Source organism: Streptomyces longisporus (genome assembly GCF_039532765.1).
Lineage (GTDB): Bacteria > Actinomycetota > Actinomycetes > Streptomycetales > Streptomycetaceae > Streptomyces > Streptomyces longisporus.
In genome coordinates, this window is the sequence record NZ_BAAASG010000011.1 from 225,416 (window position 1) to 242,284 (window position 16,869).

A 16,869-nucleotide genomic window follows, 5' to 3' on the forward strand; every position below is an offset into this window, starting at 1 on the left:
GTCCTCCCGACGCCTCCCACCTAGGCTTTTGCCAACCGTCCAACACGTTTTCAGGGGGACCACGTGAACAAGTCCGCATACTTCGACGTACACACGACGATAGAGCGGGTCAGCACGGTAAACCTTCTCGAAAAGCTGGCGGAAGCCTCCAACCCGAAGCCGTACCCCATTGTTCGGTACGCCCAGGTCCTCAAGGAACTGCGCAAACAGTCGGCCGCCATCGGAAACGAGCAGCAGCAGATAGAATTCGGCCGACTGGTGGCCAATTCCCTGCGGGAACTCGCAGCGGAACTCGGCCTTCCGGAAAACCATTTCTCCGTTGACACCTCGGGCGACCCGCTCCTGGTCCGGGAGGGTGCGGGACAGCACTGGATCCTCCCCACCCACTTCGAGGGCGGCGCCTACTTCAGCGCCCCGCACGCCGACCACCAGTACGCGCTGCCGGCGGCACAGATCCCCCGCATCGACATCGGCCGGTACGTGCGGTTCGGCAAGGGCAGCGGGATCAACGCCGGCGGCGACATCACCATCGGGGACGGCGCCTGGCTGTCCCCCGGAAGCCTGCTCCTGCGCCAGGACCACAGCGCGTACGGGCGCCCTTCGATCGGCGCGCGCACCGTCTCCATGACGCACCAGCCCGGTGTCGTGCTGCGCGACTACGCCTGGGTGGGCCGCGACGCCATGGTGGGCTGGAACGCCGACTACCTGGGCCTGGCGAGCGTCGTCGGCACCCGGTCCTTCATCAACGGCTGGGTGGGCGACTACTCCATCGTCGGCGACCACGGCCGCATCCTGCAGTACCAGCCGTTCAAGGCCTTCCTGTTCGGCCGGTACGACCTGACGGTGGAGGAGGTCCTGCGGATCTCCGACTGGGGCCGGGTCGACGAGGACTGGCTGCGCGTCCACGGCGAGGAGCGCGGCGCCCTGCTCGACGCCGGTACGGACCTGTCCGAACTCGCGGACCTGGTACGGGAGGTGACACATCCGCGCTCGCGGGCCCTGCTCCTCAAGCCGGACTCGCTGCGGCTCGTACCCCTGCTCGCCCAGGGCCGCCTCGACATCGCCACGCACTCCCCGGACCTCACCCCCCATGTCCTGCAGTGGGCGGGTGACCACAAGGCCCTGCGGATCAGGGTCCGTTCGGACCTCACCACCACCGAACTGCCCTTCGAGACGGCCGGCACCTTCCACTACAACAAGCGGATCGGATACGACCTCACGGTCTCGGAACACGCCCCGGACACCCCGGTCGTCCCGCTCGCCGAGCTGGAGCGCACCCTGCTCCAGGGCGGCGTCCTGATCACCGACGTCCGCAACCTGCCGGCCGGCGGCGAGCGGCCCGACAACCTTGTCGAGACCCATGAACTGCTGCTCGGCGGGCGGCAGTACAAGGCCTTCAAGAAGAAGTGAGGTGAGTGAAGATGACCACGATCCGGAAAGTCGCCGGCACATACGAACTCGCGGTCGGTTACGCCGACAGCGGCCTGTCCTGGCCGGAGTACCTGGAGGGCCTCGCCGGGCAGGAGGAGCGGCCGTCGCCTCCCGGCACGGTCCCCTTCCTGCCCGAGGAGCGCTCCCGGGCCGCCGTCTACAGCTTCGGCTACACCCACGCCGTGGTGAACGGGGCGGCGGTGGAGAAGGGGAGGCTGGACTTCTACTACAAGGGAACCGGTGAGCTGCTGCGCACCGACGGGGACCCGCTCTCCAGTCCGGTGCCGCTGACCGGCGGCGGCATCGAGGTCGAGTACTGCGCCGTGTACTGCGTGAACAAGGAGGGCGACCCGGTCTACCTCGGCTTCACGCTGGCCAACGACTTCTCCGACGCGGGCCTGCGGCACGCGCGCCGCAATCTGGCGAACCTGTCGAAGCTCCAGCCGACGTCGGTGGCCGCCGAGGTGGTGCTGGCCGAAGTGCCGCCGTCCAGCGAGGTCACCGCGTCGATCAGCCGCGAGGGCACGGCCGTGTGGGAGCGCCGAGGGGCCCTCGGCAGGCGGGAGATGCTCTACTCCCCGCGCGTCCTGGAACGGCTGCTGCTGCGCCGGCGCGGCCTGTTCGAGGCGGGCACGGTCGTGTACCTGTTGCTGGGGTCGTGCATCAGTTCGCACAAGGACGGGACCGAGCTGCGCGAGGGTGACGTGATCACGATGCGGGACACGTACACGGGGCTCAGCCTCGGGAACGTGTTCCTCGGCTGAGCGGCGCCCGGGCGGGGGCGGCGGACGTCACTGTTCGCCGTCCCCGCCCTCTCCCGTGGTCTCGGCGATGTTCTTGACGACGGCGGGCAGCAGCCCGGGGAAGCGCTCCTCGAACTCGTCGGCCCGCAGCCGGGCGCTCTGCTGCTGGCCCTGGTGGCTGCGCCAGATGAGCCCGCACTCCCTGAGGACCCGGAAGTGGTGCGAGGCGTTCGACTTGCTGATGCCCAGGTCGTTGTAGATCACCGAGCACTCGGTCTCGCCGCGCTCGGCGAGCAGCGCGACAATACGCAGGCGCAGTGGATCGCTCAGCCCGTGCATCGCCTCGGCCAGGGTGACGTTGGCCAGTTCGGCATGAAATCTGTCCCGCATGACGTCGACCCTACTGCCAGAGACTCCGTCTTCCAAAGGTTCAACGACTCTTGTACCGTTGGACCATGAATCCAAGGATCTACCTCTTAGCCCTTGGCACCTTCACGGTGGGCACCGAGGGATACGTGATCGCCGGGGTGCTCCCCGACGTGGCCCACGACCTCCACTCGACGGTGTCCGTGTGCGGGCAGATGGTCACGGTCTTCGCCCTGGTCTATGCGATCGCCGGGCCGCCTCTGATCGGCCAGTTCCAGCACGTCCCCCTCAAACGGCTCCTGATCTGGGCCGCGGTGGGTTTCGCAGCGGCCAATGTGCTCGCCGCCGTCGCCCCCGACATCGCGACGCTGGCCGTGGCGCGTGTCCTTGCGGCGCTGGGCGCGGCGCTGTTCGCGGCGCCGGCGGCGGCCGCCGCGGCGGCGCTGAGCAAACCGGAGGAACTGCCGCGCGCGATCGCCGTCACGGCCGGCGGCAACGCGGTCGCCCTCACGCTCGGCGCCCCCATCGGAACGGTGGTGGGCGCGGCGCTGGGCTGGAGGGCGTCGTTCGCCTTCGTGGCCGCGCTGGCGCTCGTCACCGCCCTGTCCGTGCTGGCCTGGCTGCCGGACGTGCCCGGCACGGCGGGTGCGACGGCGGGGCGTCTGAACCTGCTGCGCCGGGGGCCCGTCCGCTGGGGCCTGGTGACGACCTTCGGTCTCTTCCTCGCGGCGTACACGATGTACACGTATCTGTCCCCGATCGCGCACCGGGCAACCGGTCTGGGCAGTACGGGAGTTGCGGCACTGATGGTCGTGTTCGGCGCGGGCGGCTTCACGGGCGGGCGCCTCATCGGCTCGGTGCTGAAGAAGCACGCGCTGGCGAAGGTGCTGCGCACGGTGCTGCTGCTCATCGCCGGATTCCTGGCGGTCCTGACACTCCTGACCATCGCTCACATCCCGACCACTGCCCGAGTCATCGCCTTCCCCCTCCTCTTCGCCTTCGGCCTGGCCTGGTGGTCGGGCGGCATCAGCCAGCAGACCCGCCTGGCCGGACTCGCCCCCGAGCAGCGCTCCCAGGCTCTCGGCCTGCACTTCTCCGCCCAGTTCCTGGGCGTCGCGGTCGCCGGAGCCCTCGGCGGCCTGACCCTGTCCACGGCAGGCGCGGCCGGAGTACCCGCGGTCGCGGCCGCGATCGCCCTGGCAGCACTGGTAAGCGTGCGCCAGGTCCTGCCGGCGGCTCACGTCGCCGGTCCGGCGACCGAGGCGGCGCCGACGGCCGCACGGGGGACGACTCGCGTGGAGTGAACGGCAGCGACAAGCGTCGTTCTGGCCCCGCCACGGGGACCGGCCCCCGGGCCCCCGCTCCTCAAACGCCGGAGAGGCTGAGTTCTCAGCCCGTCCGGCGTTTGAGGACGAGGCCGTTCAGGCCGAGAGCCTGGGCCTGCGAACCCCTGCGGGGCGGCGGAGGACTACCGCGGCCCCGGAAGGGCCGGCCTTGCGGTGGCGCCCGCGGCGACCCAGTCGAGGAGGGTGGCGTAGGAGGCGATCATGCGGGTGCGGCTGAAGCGCTCGCGGCTCGCGGTGAGGGACGGGGTGAGGGCGGTGCGGGAGGCTGCCGCCTCCGTCCAGGCCCGGGCGATCGCCGCCGGGTCGGGCGGGGTGACGAAGCCGTGGCCCGCCACGATCGCCGCGCTGTCGCCGACGTCGGTGGCGACCGGTACCGCGCCGCACATCATGCCCTCGACCAGGCACAGCGGGGCCGCCTCGCCCCAGGCGGAGGTCAGCGCGACGACGTCGGCACCGGCGTACACGGATTCCATGTCGTGTCGGACGCCGAGCAGGTGGACGCGGTCCGTCAGGGTCTGCTGCGGTCCGAACGCGGTCTCGATGTCCGCCTCCAGGCCCGGGTTCGCCGGTGTCATGCCCGCGCCGCACATCAGCACATGCCCGTCGGGCTCCCGCTCCAGCCACACCCGTGCCGCCCGCAGGAACAGCGGGACGTTCTTCATCGCGTCGTACCGGGCCGCGAAGACGACCACCGGCGCCGCGGCCGGGATCTGCAGGGAGGCCCGCAGTGCCAGCCGCCGGGCCGCGTCGGGCCGGAAGCGCAGCAGGTCCACGCCGTTCGGGATGACGTGCAGCAGCTCGGCCGGGATCCCCGCCGCCTGGTACGCCGCGCGCGTCGACTCCGCGCAGCACACGCACGCCACCACCCTGCCGTCGGCGATGGCGGCCTTCAGCTCGTCGAGGGCCGCCCCCTGGTTCTCCGGGTCGGACCGGTGCAGACAGACCACGACGGGGCGGCGCGGCAGGCCCGCCTGGTTCAGGAGGCGCAGCGGCTGCTCCTTCAGTGAAAGGATCACGTCCGCGTCCGCCGTCGCCCGCGCGGTGTCGGCCAGTTCCGGCCCGGTGAAGCCGACCGGATCACCGCTTACGGGGAAGACCCGGCCCAGGGAGGTGACGCCCACGCCCGCCGCGGTCAGCGACCGGTAGCAGGCGTCGTCCTCCATCCGCTGCCGGGTTGCCTCCCGGTGCACCTCGCCGTGGAGGCTCAGCACGCGATGCTGCTGGTCACCCTCCTGAAGTCCGAGTACGACGTCACTGTGAACGATCCGGGCCCCGCCGGAGAAGAAACCCTCGTAGACCGAGAGCACGTGCAGTCCGCGCCTCGTGGGCATACGACCACCCGCCTTGCACAAATCGAGCCATCCCCCGTGAAGTGCGGGTTAGCCGATATGAGGCGGCATGGACGTTTCGTACGGATGAACTAGGCGTCTCGTGTCCGAGTCGGCTGAATTACCGGGTGGTCTTTCGAAGCGGGCCCGCAACCGTCGCAGCACGCGCCGCACGGGCGCGGAGTCGTCCGTCACGACCGGTGCGTCCGGTGTCGCCGACAGGACGCCCGCCTTGGTCTGCCAGTCCTCGAAGACTCCGCGGAACAACTGGTGGGTTTCGTGTACGTCCTTCATGCACTCGAAGCTACTGAGAAATGGCTCGCTGCTACCGTCCAATGGCATGCGGAAATCACGGACCAATCCGGCGGGCGATCTCCTGCTCCACCTCGGGCAGGCCGCCGACGGGCCGCTGCACGAGCGGGTGAAGCGGGCACTGCGTTCGGCGATCAGGGACGGCCGGATCGAGGTGGGCACCGCCCTGCCGCCCAGCCGGCAGCTCGCCGCCGACCTCGGCTGTTCGCGCTGGGCGGTGACCGAGGCGTACGGCCAGCTGGTCGCCGAGGGCTATCTGGAGGCCCGGACCGGCTCCGCGACCCGGGTGCGCTGGTCGAACAGCGACAGCGACCGCTCCGCGCGGCGCGCGCCGCAGCAGGCTCCGGCGGCCCGCTACGACCTGGCCCCGGGCCTGCCGGACCTGCGGGCGTTCCCGCGGCGCCGCTGGGCCGACGCCGTCCGCGCGCAGACGACGACGGTGGCGTTCACGGAGTTCGGCTACCCGCCGCCCGGCGGCCATCCCCGGCTCAGACGGCTCCTCGCCGAGTACCTGGCCCGCTCCCGCGGCGTCTCCGCGAGCCCCCAGGACGTGACGGTGTGCACGAGCGTGACCGACGGGGTGCGCCGCTTCTGCCGGGCCCTGCGCGCCCGCGGCATCACCGCCGTCGGAGTCGAGGAACCGGGCTGGACCCGGCTGCGCGAGGTGATCCGCGCCGCGGGCCTGGACGTCGTACCGGTCCGCGTGGACAGTGCCGGCCTGCGCACCGACGAGCTCGCCGGACACCCCGGGCTGAGGGCCGTGCTGGCGTCCCCGGCGCACCAGTTCCCGCTGGGCACCGTGCTCGCCCCGGAACGGCGCGCGGCCCTGCTGCACTGGGCCCGCGAGGTGGACGGCGTCGTACTGGAGGACGACTACGACGCCGAGTTCCGCTACGACCGCCGGCCGGTCGCGAGCCTGCAGGGCATGGACCCTTCCCGGGTCGTCCTGTTCAAGTCGCTCAGCAAGATCCTCTCCCCCGCGCTCGGCATCGGATGGATCGTGGCGCCCGCCCGCTGGACCGAACACCTGCACAGGACCGACCAGACGGCGACCCAGCCCCCGCCCCTCGACCAGCTGGCCTTCGCCGACCTGCTGGAATCAGGCGCCTACGACCGCCATCTGCGCGCCTGCCGGAAGCGCTACCGCGACCGCCGCGACACCCTCGTCCGGGCGCTCGCCGACCGGCTGCCGTACGCCCCGGTCTCGGGTGTCGCGGCCGGTCTCCATCTCCTTCTGCGGCTGCCCGCCGCCGCGGACCCGGCGGCCGTGGTCCGGGCGGCGGCGGCCCGTTCGCTGCGCGTGGCGGACCTCGCCGCCTACCACGCCACCGAGGACCACGCCGACCACGGCCTGGTCCTCGGGTACGGCAACCTCGCGGACGGCGCGGTCCAGGAGGCGGTCGCCCGGCTGCGCGAGGCGATCGACGCGTGCCGTCAGCGGTCCTGACCGCCGCAGAACTCCGCCTCGATCACCGCCTGGGTGTGTGCCACGTCCGTCCAGTCCCCGTTGAGGTTGAAGGACAGCGAGTGGCGGCCGTCCGCCGTCGTCACCGCCTCCGAGATCGAGCCGAAGATGCCGCCCGCGTGGCCCCAGACGTGGACGCCGCAGCTGAGCCTGCGGTCGATGAGGCCGAGGCCGTAGCCGGCGTTCGGCAGGACGTCGGACTTGACCGTGGTCTTCATCTCCTTCAGCTGCGCGGGCGGCAGCAGTCGGCCGGTGAGCAGGGCCTTGAAGAAGCGGTTCAGGTCGGAGGTGTCGGAGATCAGCTCGCCCGAACCGTACGCCAGGGCGGGGTTCACGGTCGTGACGTCGTAGGTCGGGCCGGTCGTGGAGTCCGCGAGTTTGGAGTAGGTACGGCTGCTGGGCTGCGGGAGGGTGACCCGGTTTCCGGGGACCGAGGTGCCGGTCAGGTGGAGCGGGTCGATGATCCGCCGGCGGACCTCCTCGCCGTACGGATGGCCGGTGACCTTCTCGACCACCATCGCGGCCAGCAGGAAGTTCGTGTTGGAGTAGCTCCAGGAGGCGCCGGGCTCGAAGAGCGGCTTGTGGCGCATGGCGACCGCCAGTTCGGCCTCGGGGGTCCAGCGGTCGTACCGGTGCTTGTTGAAGCCGTCCTTGCTGAAGTACCACCGTTCGAACGTCTCGTCGTCGGTGTAGTCGTAGATGCCGCTGGTGTGGTTCAGGATCTGGCGGACGGTGATCCGGCTGCCGTCGTGGCCGTGGCCGTGGACCGCGCCCGGCAGCCACTTCTCCACCGTGTCGTCAAGCGACAGCCGGCCCTCGGCCTCCAGCTGCAGCACCACCGTCGCGACGAACGTCATCGTGATGCTGCCCGCCCGGAAGCGGTCCTCGGCCGAACGCGGCTTGCCGGTACGGAGGTTGCCCACCCCGGCGGTCGTCGACCAGGTGCCGTGGGCGTCCTTCGCGGTCGCCGTGACGCCTGGAATGCCGTCCTCTACCACGGCTTCGATCGCTCTGCGGGTCGCGTCATGGGCTCCGGTGCCGGTGGGCCCCGCCGCAAGGGCGGGGCCGGCCAGGGCGACGGACAGCGCCACCGCGGTGGCCGCCACCAGAGTCGTACGTACGGTCATGTCTTCCCCCATCTCGCTCGCTCGTCGCCGAGCTCGGTCGGGGGAGACAGACCCGGCCCGCGGTGCGGGGGTTGATGCACCGCGAGCCGGTTGAGCCGCTTTCAGCCCTTCTTGAGCACCAGTTCCGTGTTGCGGTCGTTCGGGTCGCCGGCGAGCATCGCGGTGCGGTCGGGGACGTTGTACGACAGCTCGCGGTAGAGGGCGGCCAGGCCCGTCTGGGTGAGGTCGGCGAAGTCCGTGCGGTGCGGGGCCGCGGACTCGACGAGGGTGGTGAACAGGGAGAGCGTGCCGTCCTTGTTGTCGGTGATCTCGATGACGCGCGCCAGCTGCGGGTAGTCCACGTGGGACGCGGTGGAGATCTCCCAGAAGGAGTGGCCGCCGGAGCCCTTGTGCGGCGTGATGTAGTTGCGGTGGATGTGGCCGTTCACCCAGGCCAGGACGTTGGCGTGGCTGCCGAGGAGGGCGACGACCTCCTGGCCGTTGTGCCGGCGTTCGTTCGGGTGGGCCGGGTCCACGTTCGAGGTGTTCGCCATGGACTGGCTGGTGTGGTGGCTGAAGACGATGACGTGCGAGTCCTTGTTGTCCCGCAGCTGCTTGTCGAGCCAGTTCAACTGGGCCGTGCCGATGGAGCCGTTGTAGTGGCCGCCCGGGTCGGTGGTGTCGATGCTGATGCCGATGACGTCGTCGGCGATGCGGAAGGTGTAGTACTGCGTGCCCGCGTCGAGGTTGGCGGTGGAGTAGCCGTGGCCGACCGGGCCGTTGCCGCGGTAGGCCGGGTCGAGGTGGGCCCTGAGGTAGTCGGCCTGGGTGAACGGGGCCCGGCTCTCGTCCGCGGTGACCGAGCGCATGTCGCGCGCGTGGGCCTTGAGCAGGTCCCGGTAGGCCGTGCCCTTGGGGTCCTTGTTCGCCCTGATGGCGTCCTGCAGCTTCTTCCCCTCGGCGGCGGACAGCGACATCAGCTTCTTGCCGCCGACCGCGTACTCGGCGAGCCAGGAGTCGCCATGGCCGAAGCAGCCGAGCGGCAGGGCGTCGTGGTTGCCGACCGTGGAGTACCAGGGCAGGTTCAGGCCGGGGCTCTGCACCTCGCGGATCGCGGCGGCCAGGAAGCCCTGCAGATGCGGGAAGCCGAGCTGCTTGTCGCCGTCGCGGACCGTGGATTCGGGCTGCCAGTACAGCTTGAGGCCGCTGTTCTGGACGCCCTCGTAGTGCCGCGGGTCACCCGAGTTGGGGGTCATCCGGCCGCCGCTCATGATCTTCATGTACCACTCGAGCTCGGACTTGGCGTTGTTGTCCGTGTTGTCGCCGGTGGTCATCGCGAAGTGCAGCGGGGTGCCGGTGACGGGGGCGCCGCGCAGCGCGTTGATCCGCTCGACCAGCGAGATCGCGCCCTGCACGGTCAGCGCCTCGTGCGGGCGCCAGGCGCCCTTGTCGGTGGAGCGCAGGCACTCCAGGCGCGACGGGTGCTGGACGTCGGTCAGGTGCAGATCGGTGAGCTGCACGAACGAGGCGAGCGCGGTACGGCGGCCGGCGCGGCCCGACTTGGGGGCGGCGAGCTCGCTGCGCACGACGCGGGACCAGCCGGGGCCGTCGCCGAGGCGGCGGAAGCCGGAGGAGTTGCGCGGGGCGGCGACCGTGGCGAGGGTGGTGCCCTTGGTGTAGGGCGCGAGGGGGGCGGCCGGCGCCCTGCGGGACTGCGCCACGACCCGGGTGGTGTCGGTGGCGGCCTGGCTGTCGGTGGGCCGCAGGGCGTATCCGACGCCTGCGGAGACGGCCGCCGCGCCGGTGGCGGCGAGGACGGTACGGCGGTTGATCGCCGGGCTGGTGGCGGCGACAGAGCGTATGCGCGACATGGCGCGATCTCCCCGAGTGGCAACGCGTCGGCAGTGGTCGCGGGCTGTTTCGCTGTCGCGAACAACCCGCTCGTACTGGATGGTTGGCACCGGGAATGACCTGCTGGTGAACGAGGCGGCAACGGGCAACGCCGATCACCGTACGTGGATCTTGGGCCACCCTGTGCGTTCACGATCGCTCTTCGGGCGGCCCGGGGGCGGTCACTCCGCGTTCATGTTGCTGGGTACTGAAAGGAGTTCACCCGCCCCGCCGCGGGCCGCTCCCGCCAGAGCGCAAGACCCACGTCGACCAGTGCGACCCGCGGCAGGCCGGCCACCGTCTCCAGGGGATGCCAGGCCGCCATGTCCGTCGAGCCGCCGATCTCGTGGCGGAGTTCGCCACCGGTCACCCGGCCCTCGTACACCAGTCGGATGCCATGACGGTCGACGGACCGTCCGAGGCGGCGCCGGGTGGTGAGGCGGATCGAGTCCACGCCCAGGAGGGCGGTGAGGTCCACGTGGTAGCCGGTCTCCTCCTCCACCTCCCTGACGGCGGCGTCATAGGGGTCCTCTCCGTGTTCCACGCCTCCGCCGGGCAGGGTCCACTCGGGGCGGCCCCGGCCGTCGATCCCGCGGGACAGGAGGAGCTGGTCGTCACGGACGCACAGGGCGTAGGCCGCCACCCTCAGTTTCCTGCGCACGTGGGGACGTTAGTCCGGCATCGCCGGTTCATTCAGCACTATTGGGGACTCATCCGTGTAAAGAGAATCGGGGGTTTTCCCCATACGTCCATATCGTTTCGGTCAACACTTCCCAAACAACTGTCCCTTGGGTAAAGCTGTGCGCTCGTCCGGCACTGAAAATCTTCACTCCTAGGGATGCCGATGACCCTCACCCCCCTGAGACCCGTGGCCCGAATAGCCGTGGCCGCCGGTCTTGTCGCCGCGCTCTCCGCGGCCGGGCCGATACCCATGGCCTTCTCCGCCGACGCGCCGTCCCCGGGCTCCACCGCCCCCTCGGACGGCAGCGTCAAGTCCGCGCAGGACAAGCTCGGTTCCGACGACGCGGACCTGCTCGCCGAGGCCAAGGCCGACGGCGACAAGAACGTCACGATGATGATCGCCACCGCCCCTGGGCAGACCGAGCAGGTCGCCGGGGAGCTGGACGCGGTCAAGGGCGGCTCGGTCGGCCGGACGTACGACAAGCTCGGTTACGTCCGCGCCACCGTCCCCACCGCGAAGGCGGACGCGGCCATCGCCGCCGCCGCGAAGCTCTCCTCCGTGCACGGCATCGACCTGCGCAAGGAGATACCGCTGGACGACCCGAGCGCGACGGGCGGCTCCAAGTCGGCGAAGCGAACGGTCGGTTACCCCGCCCCGGACAAGAACACGCCCGCCGAGAACCCGTACAACCCGTCCTTCGAGACGGGCGCCGTCGACTTCGTGAAGGACCACCCGAAGGCGGACGGCCGCGGCGTCACCATCGGCATCCTGGACTCCGGTGTCGACCTCGGTCACCCGGCGCTGCAGAAGACCACCACCGGTGAGCGGAAGATCGTCGACTGGGTGACGGCGACCGACCCGATCGTCGACAGCGACGCCACCTGGCGCCCGATGGTGACCTCGGTCTCCGGGCCCACCTTCACCTACGGTGGAAAGGCCTGGACGGCGCCCGCCGGGTCGTACCAGATCAGCACCTTCAGCGAGTCCGCCACCGCGGGCGGCGACGCGAAGGGCGACGCGAACCGCGACGGGGACACGACCGACAAGTGGGGCGTCCTGTACGACGCCGCCGCCGGCACCGTCCGCGTCGACCTGAACAACAACTACGACTTCAGCGACGACACGCCGATGAAGCCGTACAAGGACGGCTATCAGATCGGCTACTTCGGGACCGACGACCCGTCGACCGACGTCGTGGAGCGCCAGCCGTTCGTCGTGCAGATCCGCAAGGACGTGCCGATGGACCCGTACGGCGGTGACTGGGTCGGCAAGAAGGCCGACTTCGTCAACATCGGCGTCATCGAGTCCGAGCACGGCACGCACGTCGCCGGCATCACCGCCGGCAACGGCCTGTTCGGCGGGAAGATGAACGGCGCGGCCCCCGGCGCGAAGATCGTCTCCTCCCGTGCCTGCACCTGGACCGGCGGCTGCACCAACGTCGCGCTCACCGAGGGCATGATCGACCTGGTCGTGAACCGCGGTGTCGACATCGTCAACATGTCCATCGGCGGTCTGCCGGCGCTCAACGACGGCAACAACGCGCGCGCCGAGCTGTACACGCGGCTCATCGACACCTACGGCGTGCAGCTGGTGATCTCGGCGGGCAACTCCGGCCCGGGCGCGAACACCATCGGCGACCCGGGGCTGGCCGACAAGGTGATCTCCGTGGGCGCCGCCATCTCCAAGGCGACCTGGGCGTCCAACTACGGCTCGGTCGTGGACAAGAAGTACGCGATGATGCCCTTCTCCTCCCGCGGTCCGCGTGAGGACGGCGGCTTCACGCCGACCCTCGTGGCGCCGGGCGCCGCGATCAACACCACCCAGACCTGGCTGCCGGGCTCCCCGGTCGCCGAGTCGGGCTACTCGCTGCCGGCCGGCTACTCCATGCTGCAGGGCACGTCCATGGCCTCCCCGCAGGCCACGGGCGCGAGCGCGCTGCTCCTGTCGGCCGCCAAGCAGAAGGGCATCGAGCTCAAGCCCGCCACCCTGCGCACGGCCCTCACCTCGACCGCCCATCACATCAAGGGCGTTCAGGCCTACGAGGAGGGCGCGGGCCGCATCGACGTCGTCGACGCCTGGGACGCGATCCGTGACGGCGCCACCGCGAACGACACTGTGCCTTCTGACTACGTCGTGAAGGCCCCGGTCGACACCGCGCTCGACCAGGCGCTGAAGACGCCGGGCTTCGGCACCGGCCTGTACGACCGCGAGGGCGGCCTCAAGGCGGGTGACAGGAAGACGTACGACGTCACGATCACCCGGACCTCCGGCTCCGCCAAGGCGCTCCGGCACGACCTGAGCATCGAGAACAACGCCGGTGACACCTTCCGTATCGTCGGCAAGGACGAGGTGAAGCTGCCGCTGAACCAGCCGGTCACCGTCAAGGTGCAGGCGAACCCGAGGTCCGCGGGCATCAAGAGCGCGATCCTCGACGTCGACGACCCGAGCACCGAGGGCGTCGACAAGCAGATCCTCGCCACGGTCGTGGTCTCGTCGCCGGTGAAGTACACCTTCACGGCCTCGAACACGGTGCAGCGCAACAGCACGCAGTCGTACTTCGTGACCGTGCCCGCGGGCGCCAAGTCCCTCGAGGTCGCCATCGGCGGGCTGAAGGACAAGAGCCAGACCCGGTTCATCGCCATCCACCCGTACGGCACTCCGGTCGACAACACCGGCACCCCGTACTGCTACCCGAACTACCTCGACGGCAACGGCTGCAAGCCCGATGTGCGTGCGTACGCGGACCCGCAGGCCGGTGTCTGGGAGATCGAGGTCGAGTCGCGCCGTACCTCGCCGCTGCTCGACAACCCGTACAAGCTGGACGTCGCCGTCCTCGGTGCGGCCTTCGACCCGCAGACCGTGACCGTTCCCGAGGCGAAGGTCGGTACTCCGGCCGCCGTCTCCTGGAAGGTGACGAACCAGCTCGCCGCGCTCGACGGCAAGCTGGTCGGCGGCCCGCTCGGCTCGTCGAAGACGGCCCGCCCGACCATCAAGGAGGGCGAGACGCAGACCACCACGGTCGAGGTGCCCGCGGGCGCCAAGTCGCTGGACGTCGCCATCGGCAACGTCTCGGACGCCTCCGCCGACCTCGACCTGGTGGTGAAGAACGCGGCCGGCACGGTCGTGGGCCAGTCCGCCGACGGCGACTCGGAGGAGGCGGTCTCCATCGCCTCGCCCGCCGCCGGCACGTACACCGTCGAGGTCGCGGGCTACTCGGTCCCGTCCGGCTCCACCGCGTACGACTACCGGGACGTCTTCTTCTCCGCGTCCCTGGGCACCGTCACCGTCGACGGGTCGGCGCCGGTGAAGCTCGGCACGGGCGAGTCGGCGACCGTCTCCGGCAGCGTCACCGCCGCGGCGGCCGCTCCTGAGGGCCGTGAGTTCTTCGGCCAGGTCCAGCTGGTGAACGCACGCGGCACGGCCGCGGGCACCGGCAGCGTGAAGATCGAGAAGGTCACTCCGTAGCCGGTGGTACGGCGGTGAGGGCGGGCGTCCGTACGGGCGCCCGCCCTTTTCCGTCAGCGGGCCACGTCAGCAGGTGACCTCGGCCGATTCGGGCAGCGCCCGGGTGAGCCCGGCGCGTTCACGGGCGATCGACTTCTCGCCGACGATCACCTGGTCCGGGACGGTGGACTGCGGCGGGACGGCCACCAGGACGTGGTCGCCCTTGTGGAGGGCCTTGCGGAGGGTCTCGTCCTCGATCAGCAGGGTGATCTCCTTCCCGGACTTCTCCGGCTTGTACGAGCGGGTCACGCCCAGGGTGATCCGCTCCTGCCCGGCGGTCCCGGGGACCGGCTGCACCGCCGTCACCTCGCCCTCGGCGACCAGGCGGGTGCAGGCGAGGTAGCCGGGGCTGGAGAAGGCCGAGCGGGTCTTGGCGTTCCCGTCCGCCCTAGAGGCCGAGTCGGCGCTGCCGCCGGACATGCTGCCGGTGCCGCCGCCGGCCTGCACCACCAGCCAGCCCAGCCCCGACAGCACGGTCGCGACGGCGGCCACGGCGAGCGAGCCGAAGGCGAACCTGCGCGCCCGGCGCCAGTCCCGGGGGGTCCGTGCCGCAGCGGCCGTCCGCTCGGGGCGCGGATCCTCGGCCAGCGCGTCCCCGATGATCCCGAGCTGCTGCCGCAGCAGCGCCACATCGGCCCTCGCCCTGATGTGCTCGGCGGCGAGGCCGGCGTCCGTGCGGGCCTCCTCGGGCAGTTCCTCGCCGGTGATCGCGGCCATCAGCGCGTCCACGCTGTTGTGTTCGGCGGTCATCTCACACCACCTCGTCCTCGTGCAGGCGGGCGCGCAGTGCCCGTACCGCCGTGTGCAGCCTGCTCTTGACCGTGCCCTCGGGGATGCCGAGCTCGTCGGCTATCGAGCGGACGGGCAGGTCGGCGTAGAAGCGCAGGACGAGGACCTGGCGCTGGGAGTCGGGGAGCTCGTCGAGGCCCTGGGCGACGGCCAGGGAGAGCACGCTGGTGTCCTCTCCGGACGGGTGCTCCAGCTGGCGCAGGGAGGCGAGCCGCTCGCCGATCCGCTCCTGCCGCTTCTTGGCGCGGTGCCAGTCCATCGCCAGGTTGGAGGCGACGACGGCCGCCCACGCCGAGACGTCGCGCGGGGCCTCGTACCCCTTCGCCGCCCGCTCCAGCAGCCGCAGACGGACCTGCTGCACCCCGTCCGGCAGGTCCGTCTGCGGCACCCCGCCCAGTGCGAGCACCGCCCGCACCCGGCGTTCCTGAGCCGCGTCCAGAGGATCGCCATGATCGTCTCCCTGGCCACGGCGGGCCTTTCTGCGCAGCACAAGCCACCCCCTCACCGCGTTTCCTCTACGACGCCGGAGCCGACGGAAACGTTCGGCCCGGCCGCGGGGAATCGTGCAGAGGTGTACGTCACACCGGCGCGCGCGGCCAGCACAGCTTGCGGTACCGGGCCGTCGTAGAGCGAATTTCTCCAGCTCAGCGGGGGTGGAGGCGGAGTTCCGCAACTGTTGTTCGTGGCGCGGCGTCCCAGGCTTCGGGCATGGAGCGCAAAGAATTGGACAGGCGGACCCGGGTCGGCCGCATGATGGAAACGCCGCAGACATACAGGAACACGCAGAAGGAGTCGCCGTGAGGGTCGGAATCGTCGGAGCCACCGGGCAGGTCGGCACGGTCATGCGCAGGATCCTCAAGGAGCGCGACTTCCCCGTGACCGAGCTGCGCCTGTTCGCCTCGGCCCGCTCGGCGGGGACGGAGCTGGACGGTGTGACGGTGGAGGACGCGGCGACCGCCGACTACACCGGCCTGGACATCGTGCTGTTCTCCGCGGGCGGCGCGACCTCGAAGGCGCTGGCCGAGAAGGTCGCCGCGCAGGGCCCCGTCGTGATCGACAACTCCTCGGCCTGGCGCAAGGACCCCGAGGTCCCGCTGGTCGTCTCCGAGGTGAACCCGCACGCGGTCGCGGACCGCCCCAAGGGCATCATCGCCAACCCGAACTGCACGACGATGGCCGCGATGCCGGTCCTGAAGGTGCTGCACGCGGAGGCGGGCCTTGAGGCGCTGGTCGTCGCCACCTACCAGGCGGTGTCCGGCTCGGGTCTCGCGGGCGTGGCGGAGCTGCACGGCCAGGCCCAGAAGGTCGTCGCCGACGCGGACAAGCTGACGCACGACGGCTCGGCGGTCGACTTCCCGGAGCCGGGCGTCTACAAGCGCCCCATCGCCTTCAACGTGCTGCCCTTCGCGGGCAACCTCGTCGAGGACGGTCTGAACGAGACGGACGAGGAGCAGAAGCTCCGCCACGAGTCCCGCAAGATCCTGGAGATCCCCGAGCTCAAGGTCTCCGGCACCTGCGTCCGCGTCCCGGTCTTCTCCGGCCACTCCCTCCAGGTCAACGCCCGCTTCGCCCGCCCGATCTCCCCGGAGCGCGCGACGGAGCTGCTGGCGGGCGCCCCGGGCGTCGCGCTCTCCGAGATCCCGACCCCCCTTGAGGCCGCCGGCCAGGACCCGTCCTACGTCGGCCGCATCCGCCGCGACGAGACCGTCGACAACGGCCTCGCGCTGTTCATCTCCAACGACAACCTCCGCAAGGGCGCGGCCCTGAACGCGGTACAGATCGCGGAGCTGGTGGCGGCGGAGCTGAAGGGCTGAGCGCTCCGCTGCAAGTGGGGGGACATGCCGTCGATCGTCTGCGGCACCGCCGTGGCTGATCGCGCCCACGCGGCGGAGCCGCATATCGGCTGT

14 protein-coding genes are annotated in these 16,869 nt (G+C 70.8%); 6 read left to right on the forward strand and 8 right to left on the reverse strand.

The window, feature by feature from the left end; translation table 11 throughout:
• Nucleotides 1-63: 63 nt before the first annotated feature.
• Together ABD355_RS23460 and ABD355_RS23465 are read left to right on the forward strand one after the other, a co-directional pair.
• On the forward strand, nt 64-1,410 hold the full coding sequence (locus ABD355_RS23460) for an acyltransferase (RefSeq protein ID WP_344402532.1): 1,347 nt from the start codon (nt 64-66) through the stop codon (nt 1,408-1,410).
• A gap of 11 nt (nt 1,411-1,421) precedes the next feature.
• On the forward strand, nt 1,422-2,195 hold the full coding sequence (locus ABD355_RS23465) for a hypothetical protein (protein WP_344402533.1): 774 nt from the start codon (nt 1,422-1,424) through the stop codon (nt 2,193-2,195).
• 27 nt (nt 2,196-2,222) lie between these two features.
• On the opposite strand, the gene ABD355_RS23470 is transcribed toward ABD355_RS23465, so the two are convergent.
• The gene (locus ABD355_RS23470; protein WP_344402534.1) at nt 2,223-2,564 is read right to left on the reverse strand and encodes an ArsR/SmtB family transcription factor; all 342 of its coding nucleotides are present in this window, start codon (nt 2,562-2,564) and stop codon (nt 2,223-2,225) included.
• Nucleotides 2,565-2,629: 65 nt separating this feature from the next.
• Here ABD355_RS23470 and ABD355_RS23475 point away from each other — a divergent pair, with 65 nt between their 5' ends.
• Nucleotides 2,630-3,844, forward strand: coding sequence for an MFS transporter (locus tag ABD355_RS23475; RefSeq protein ID WP_344402535.1), 1,215 nt, complete (start codon nt 2,630-2,632; stop codon nt 3,842-3,844).
• A gap of 164 nt (nt 3,845-4,008) precedes the next feature.
• On the opposite strand, the gene ABD355_RS23480 is transcribed toward ABD355_RS23475, so the two are convergent.
• Together ABD355_RS23480 and ABD355_RS23485 are read right to left on the reverse strand one after the other, a co-directional pair.
• A complete protein-coding gene (locus tag ABD355_RS23480) occupies nt 4,009-5,193 on the reverse strand; it encodes a glycosyltransferase (RefSeq protein ID WP_344402978.1) in 1,185 nt (394 codons plus the stop codon).
• 72 nt (nt 5,194-5,265) lie between these two features.
• Nucleotides 5,266-5,508, reverse strand: a complete 243-nt coding sequence (locus ABD355_RS23485) for a hypothetical protein (RefSeq protein ID WP_344402537.1) — start codon at nt 5,506-5,508, stop codon at nt 5,266-5,268.
• A 46-nt stretch (nt 5,509-5,554) separates the two neighbouring features.
• Here ABD355_RS23485 and pdxR point away from each other — a divergent pair, with 46 nt between their 5' ends.
• Nucleotides 5,555-6,973, forward strand: a complete 1,419-nt coding sequence (gene pdxR, locus ABD355_RS23490; protein WP_344402539.1) for a MocR-like pyridoxine biosynthesis transcription factor PdxR — start codon at nt 5,555-5,557, stop codon at nt 6,971-6,973.
• Here pdxR and ABD355_RS23495 read toward each other — a convergent pair.
• The 3 genes from ABD355_RS23495 to ABD355_RS23505 all read right to left on the reverse strand — a co-directional run bounded on the left by ABD355_RS23495 (nt 6,961) and on the right by ABD355_RS23505 (nt 10,648).
• Nucleotides 6,961-8,118 (reverse strand): serine hydrolase domain-containing protein, encoded by a 1,158-nt coding sequence (locus ABD355_RS23495; protein WP_344402540.1) that lies wholly within the window; start codon nt 8,116-8,118, stop codon nt 6,961-6,963. The two genes, pdxR and ABD355_RS23495, sit on opposite strands and share 13 nt — an antisense overlap.
• A gap of 101 nt (nt 8,119-8,219) precedes the next feature.
• A complete protein-coding gene (locus ABD355_RS23500) occupies nt 8,220-9,968 on the reverse strand; it encodes a TIGR03767 family metallophosphoesterase (RefSeq protein ID WP_344402541.1) in 1,749 nt (582 codons plus the stop codon).
• Nucleotides 9,969-10,180: 212 nt separating this feature from the next.
• A complete protein-coding gene (locus ABD355_RS23505; RefSeq protein ID WP_344402542.1) occupies nt 10,181-10,648 on the reverse strand; it encodes an NUDIX hydrolase in 468 nt (155 codons plus the stop codon).
• 183 nt (nt 10,649-10,831) lie between these two features.
• Here ABD355_RS23505 and ABD355_RS23510 point away from each other — a divergent pair, with 183 nt between their 5' ends.
• Nucleotides 10,832-14,134, forward strand: a complete 3,303-nt coding sequence (locus ABD355_RS23510; protein ID WP_344402543.1) for a S8 family serine peptidase — start codon at nt 10,832-10,834, stop codon at nt 14,132-14,134.
• A 66-nt stretch (nt 14,135-14,200) separates the two neighbouring features.
• Here ABD355_RS23510 and ABD355_RS23515 read toward each other — a convergent pair whose 3' ends face one another.
• Nucleotides 14,201-14,923: a hypothetical protein gene (locus tag ABD355_RS23515; protein WP_344402544.1), complete on the reverse strand. Its 723-nt coding sequence runs from the start codon at nt 14,921-14,923 to the stop codon at nt 14,201-14,203.
• 1 nt (nt 14,924) lies between these two features.
• Nucleotides 14,925-15,452, reverse strand: coding sequence for a sigma-70 family RNA polymerase sigma factor (locus ABD355_RS23520; RefSeq protein ID WP_115908136.1), 528 nt, complete (start codon nt 15,450-15,452; stop codon nt 14,925-14,927).
• Between the two features lie 307 nt (nt 15,453-15,759).
• Between ABD355_RS23520 and ABD355_RS23525 the strand changes: the two genes are divergently transcribed.
• Complete coding sequence (locus ABD355_RS23525) at nt 15,760-16,776, forward strand: aspartate-semialdehyde dehydrogenase (protein ID WP_344402545.1); 1,017 nt, start codon at nt 15,760-15,762, stop codon at nt 16,774-16,776.
• Nucleotides 16,777-16,869 lie beyond the last annotated feature (93 nt).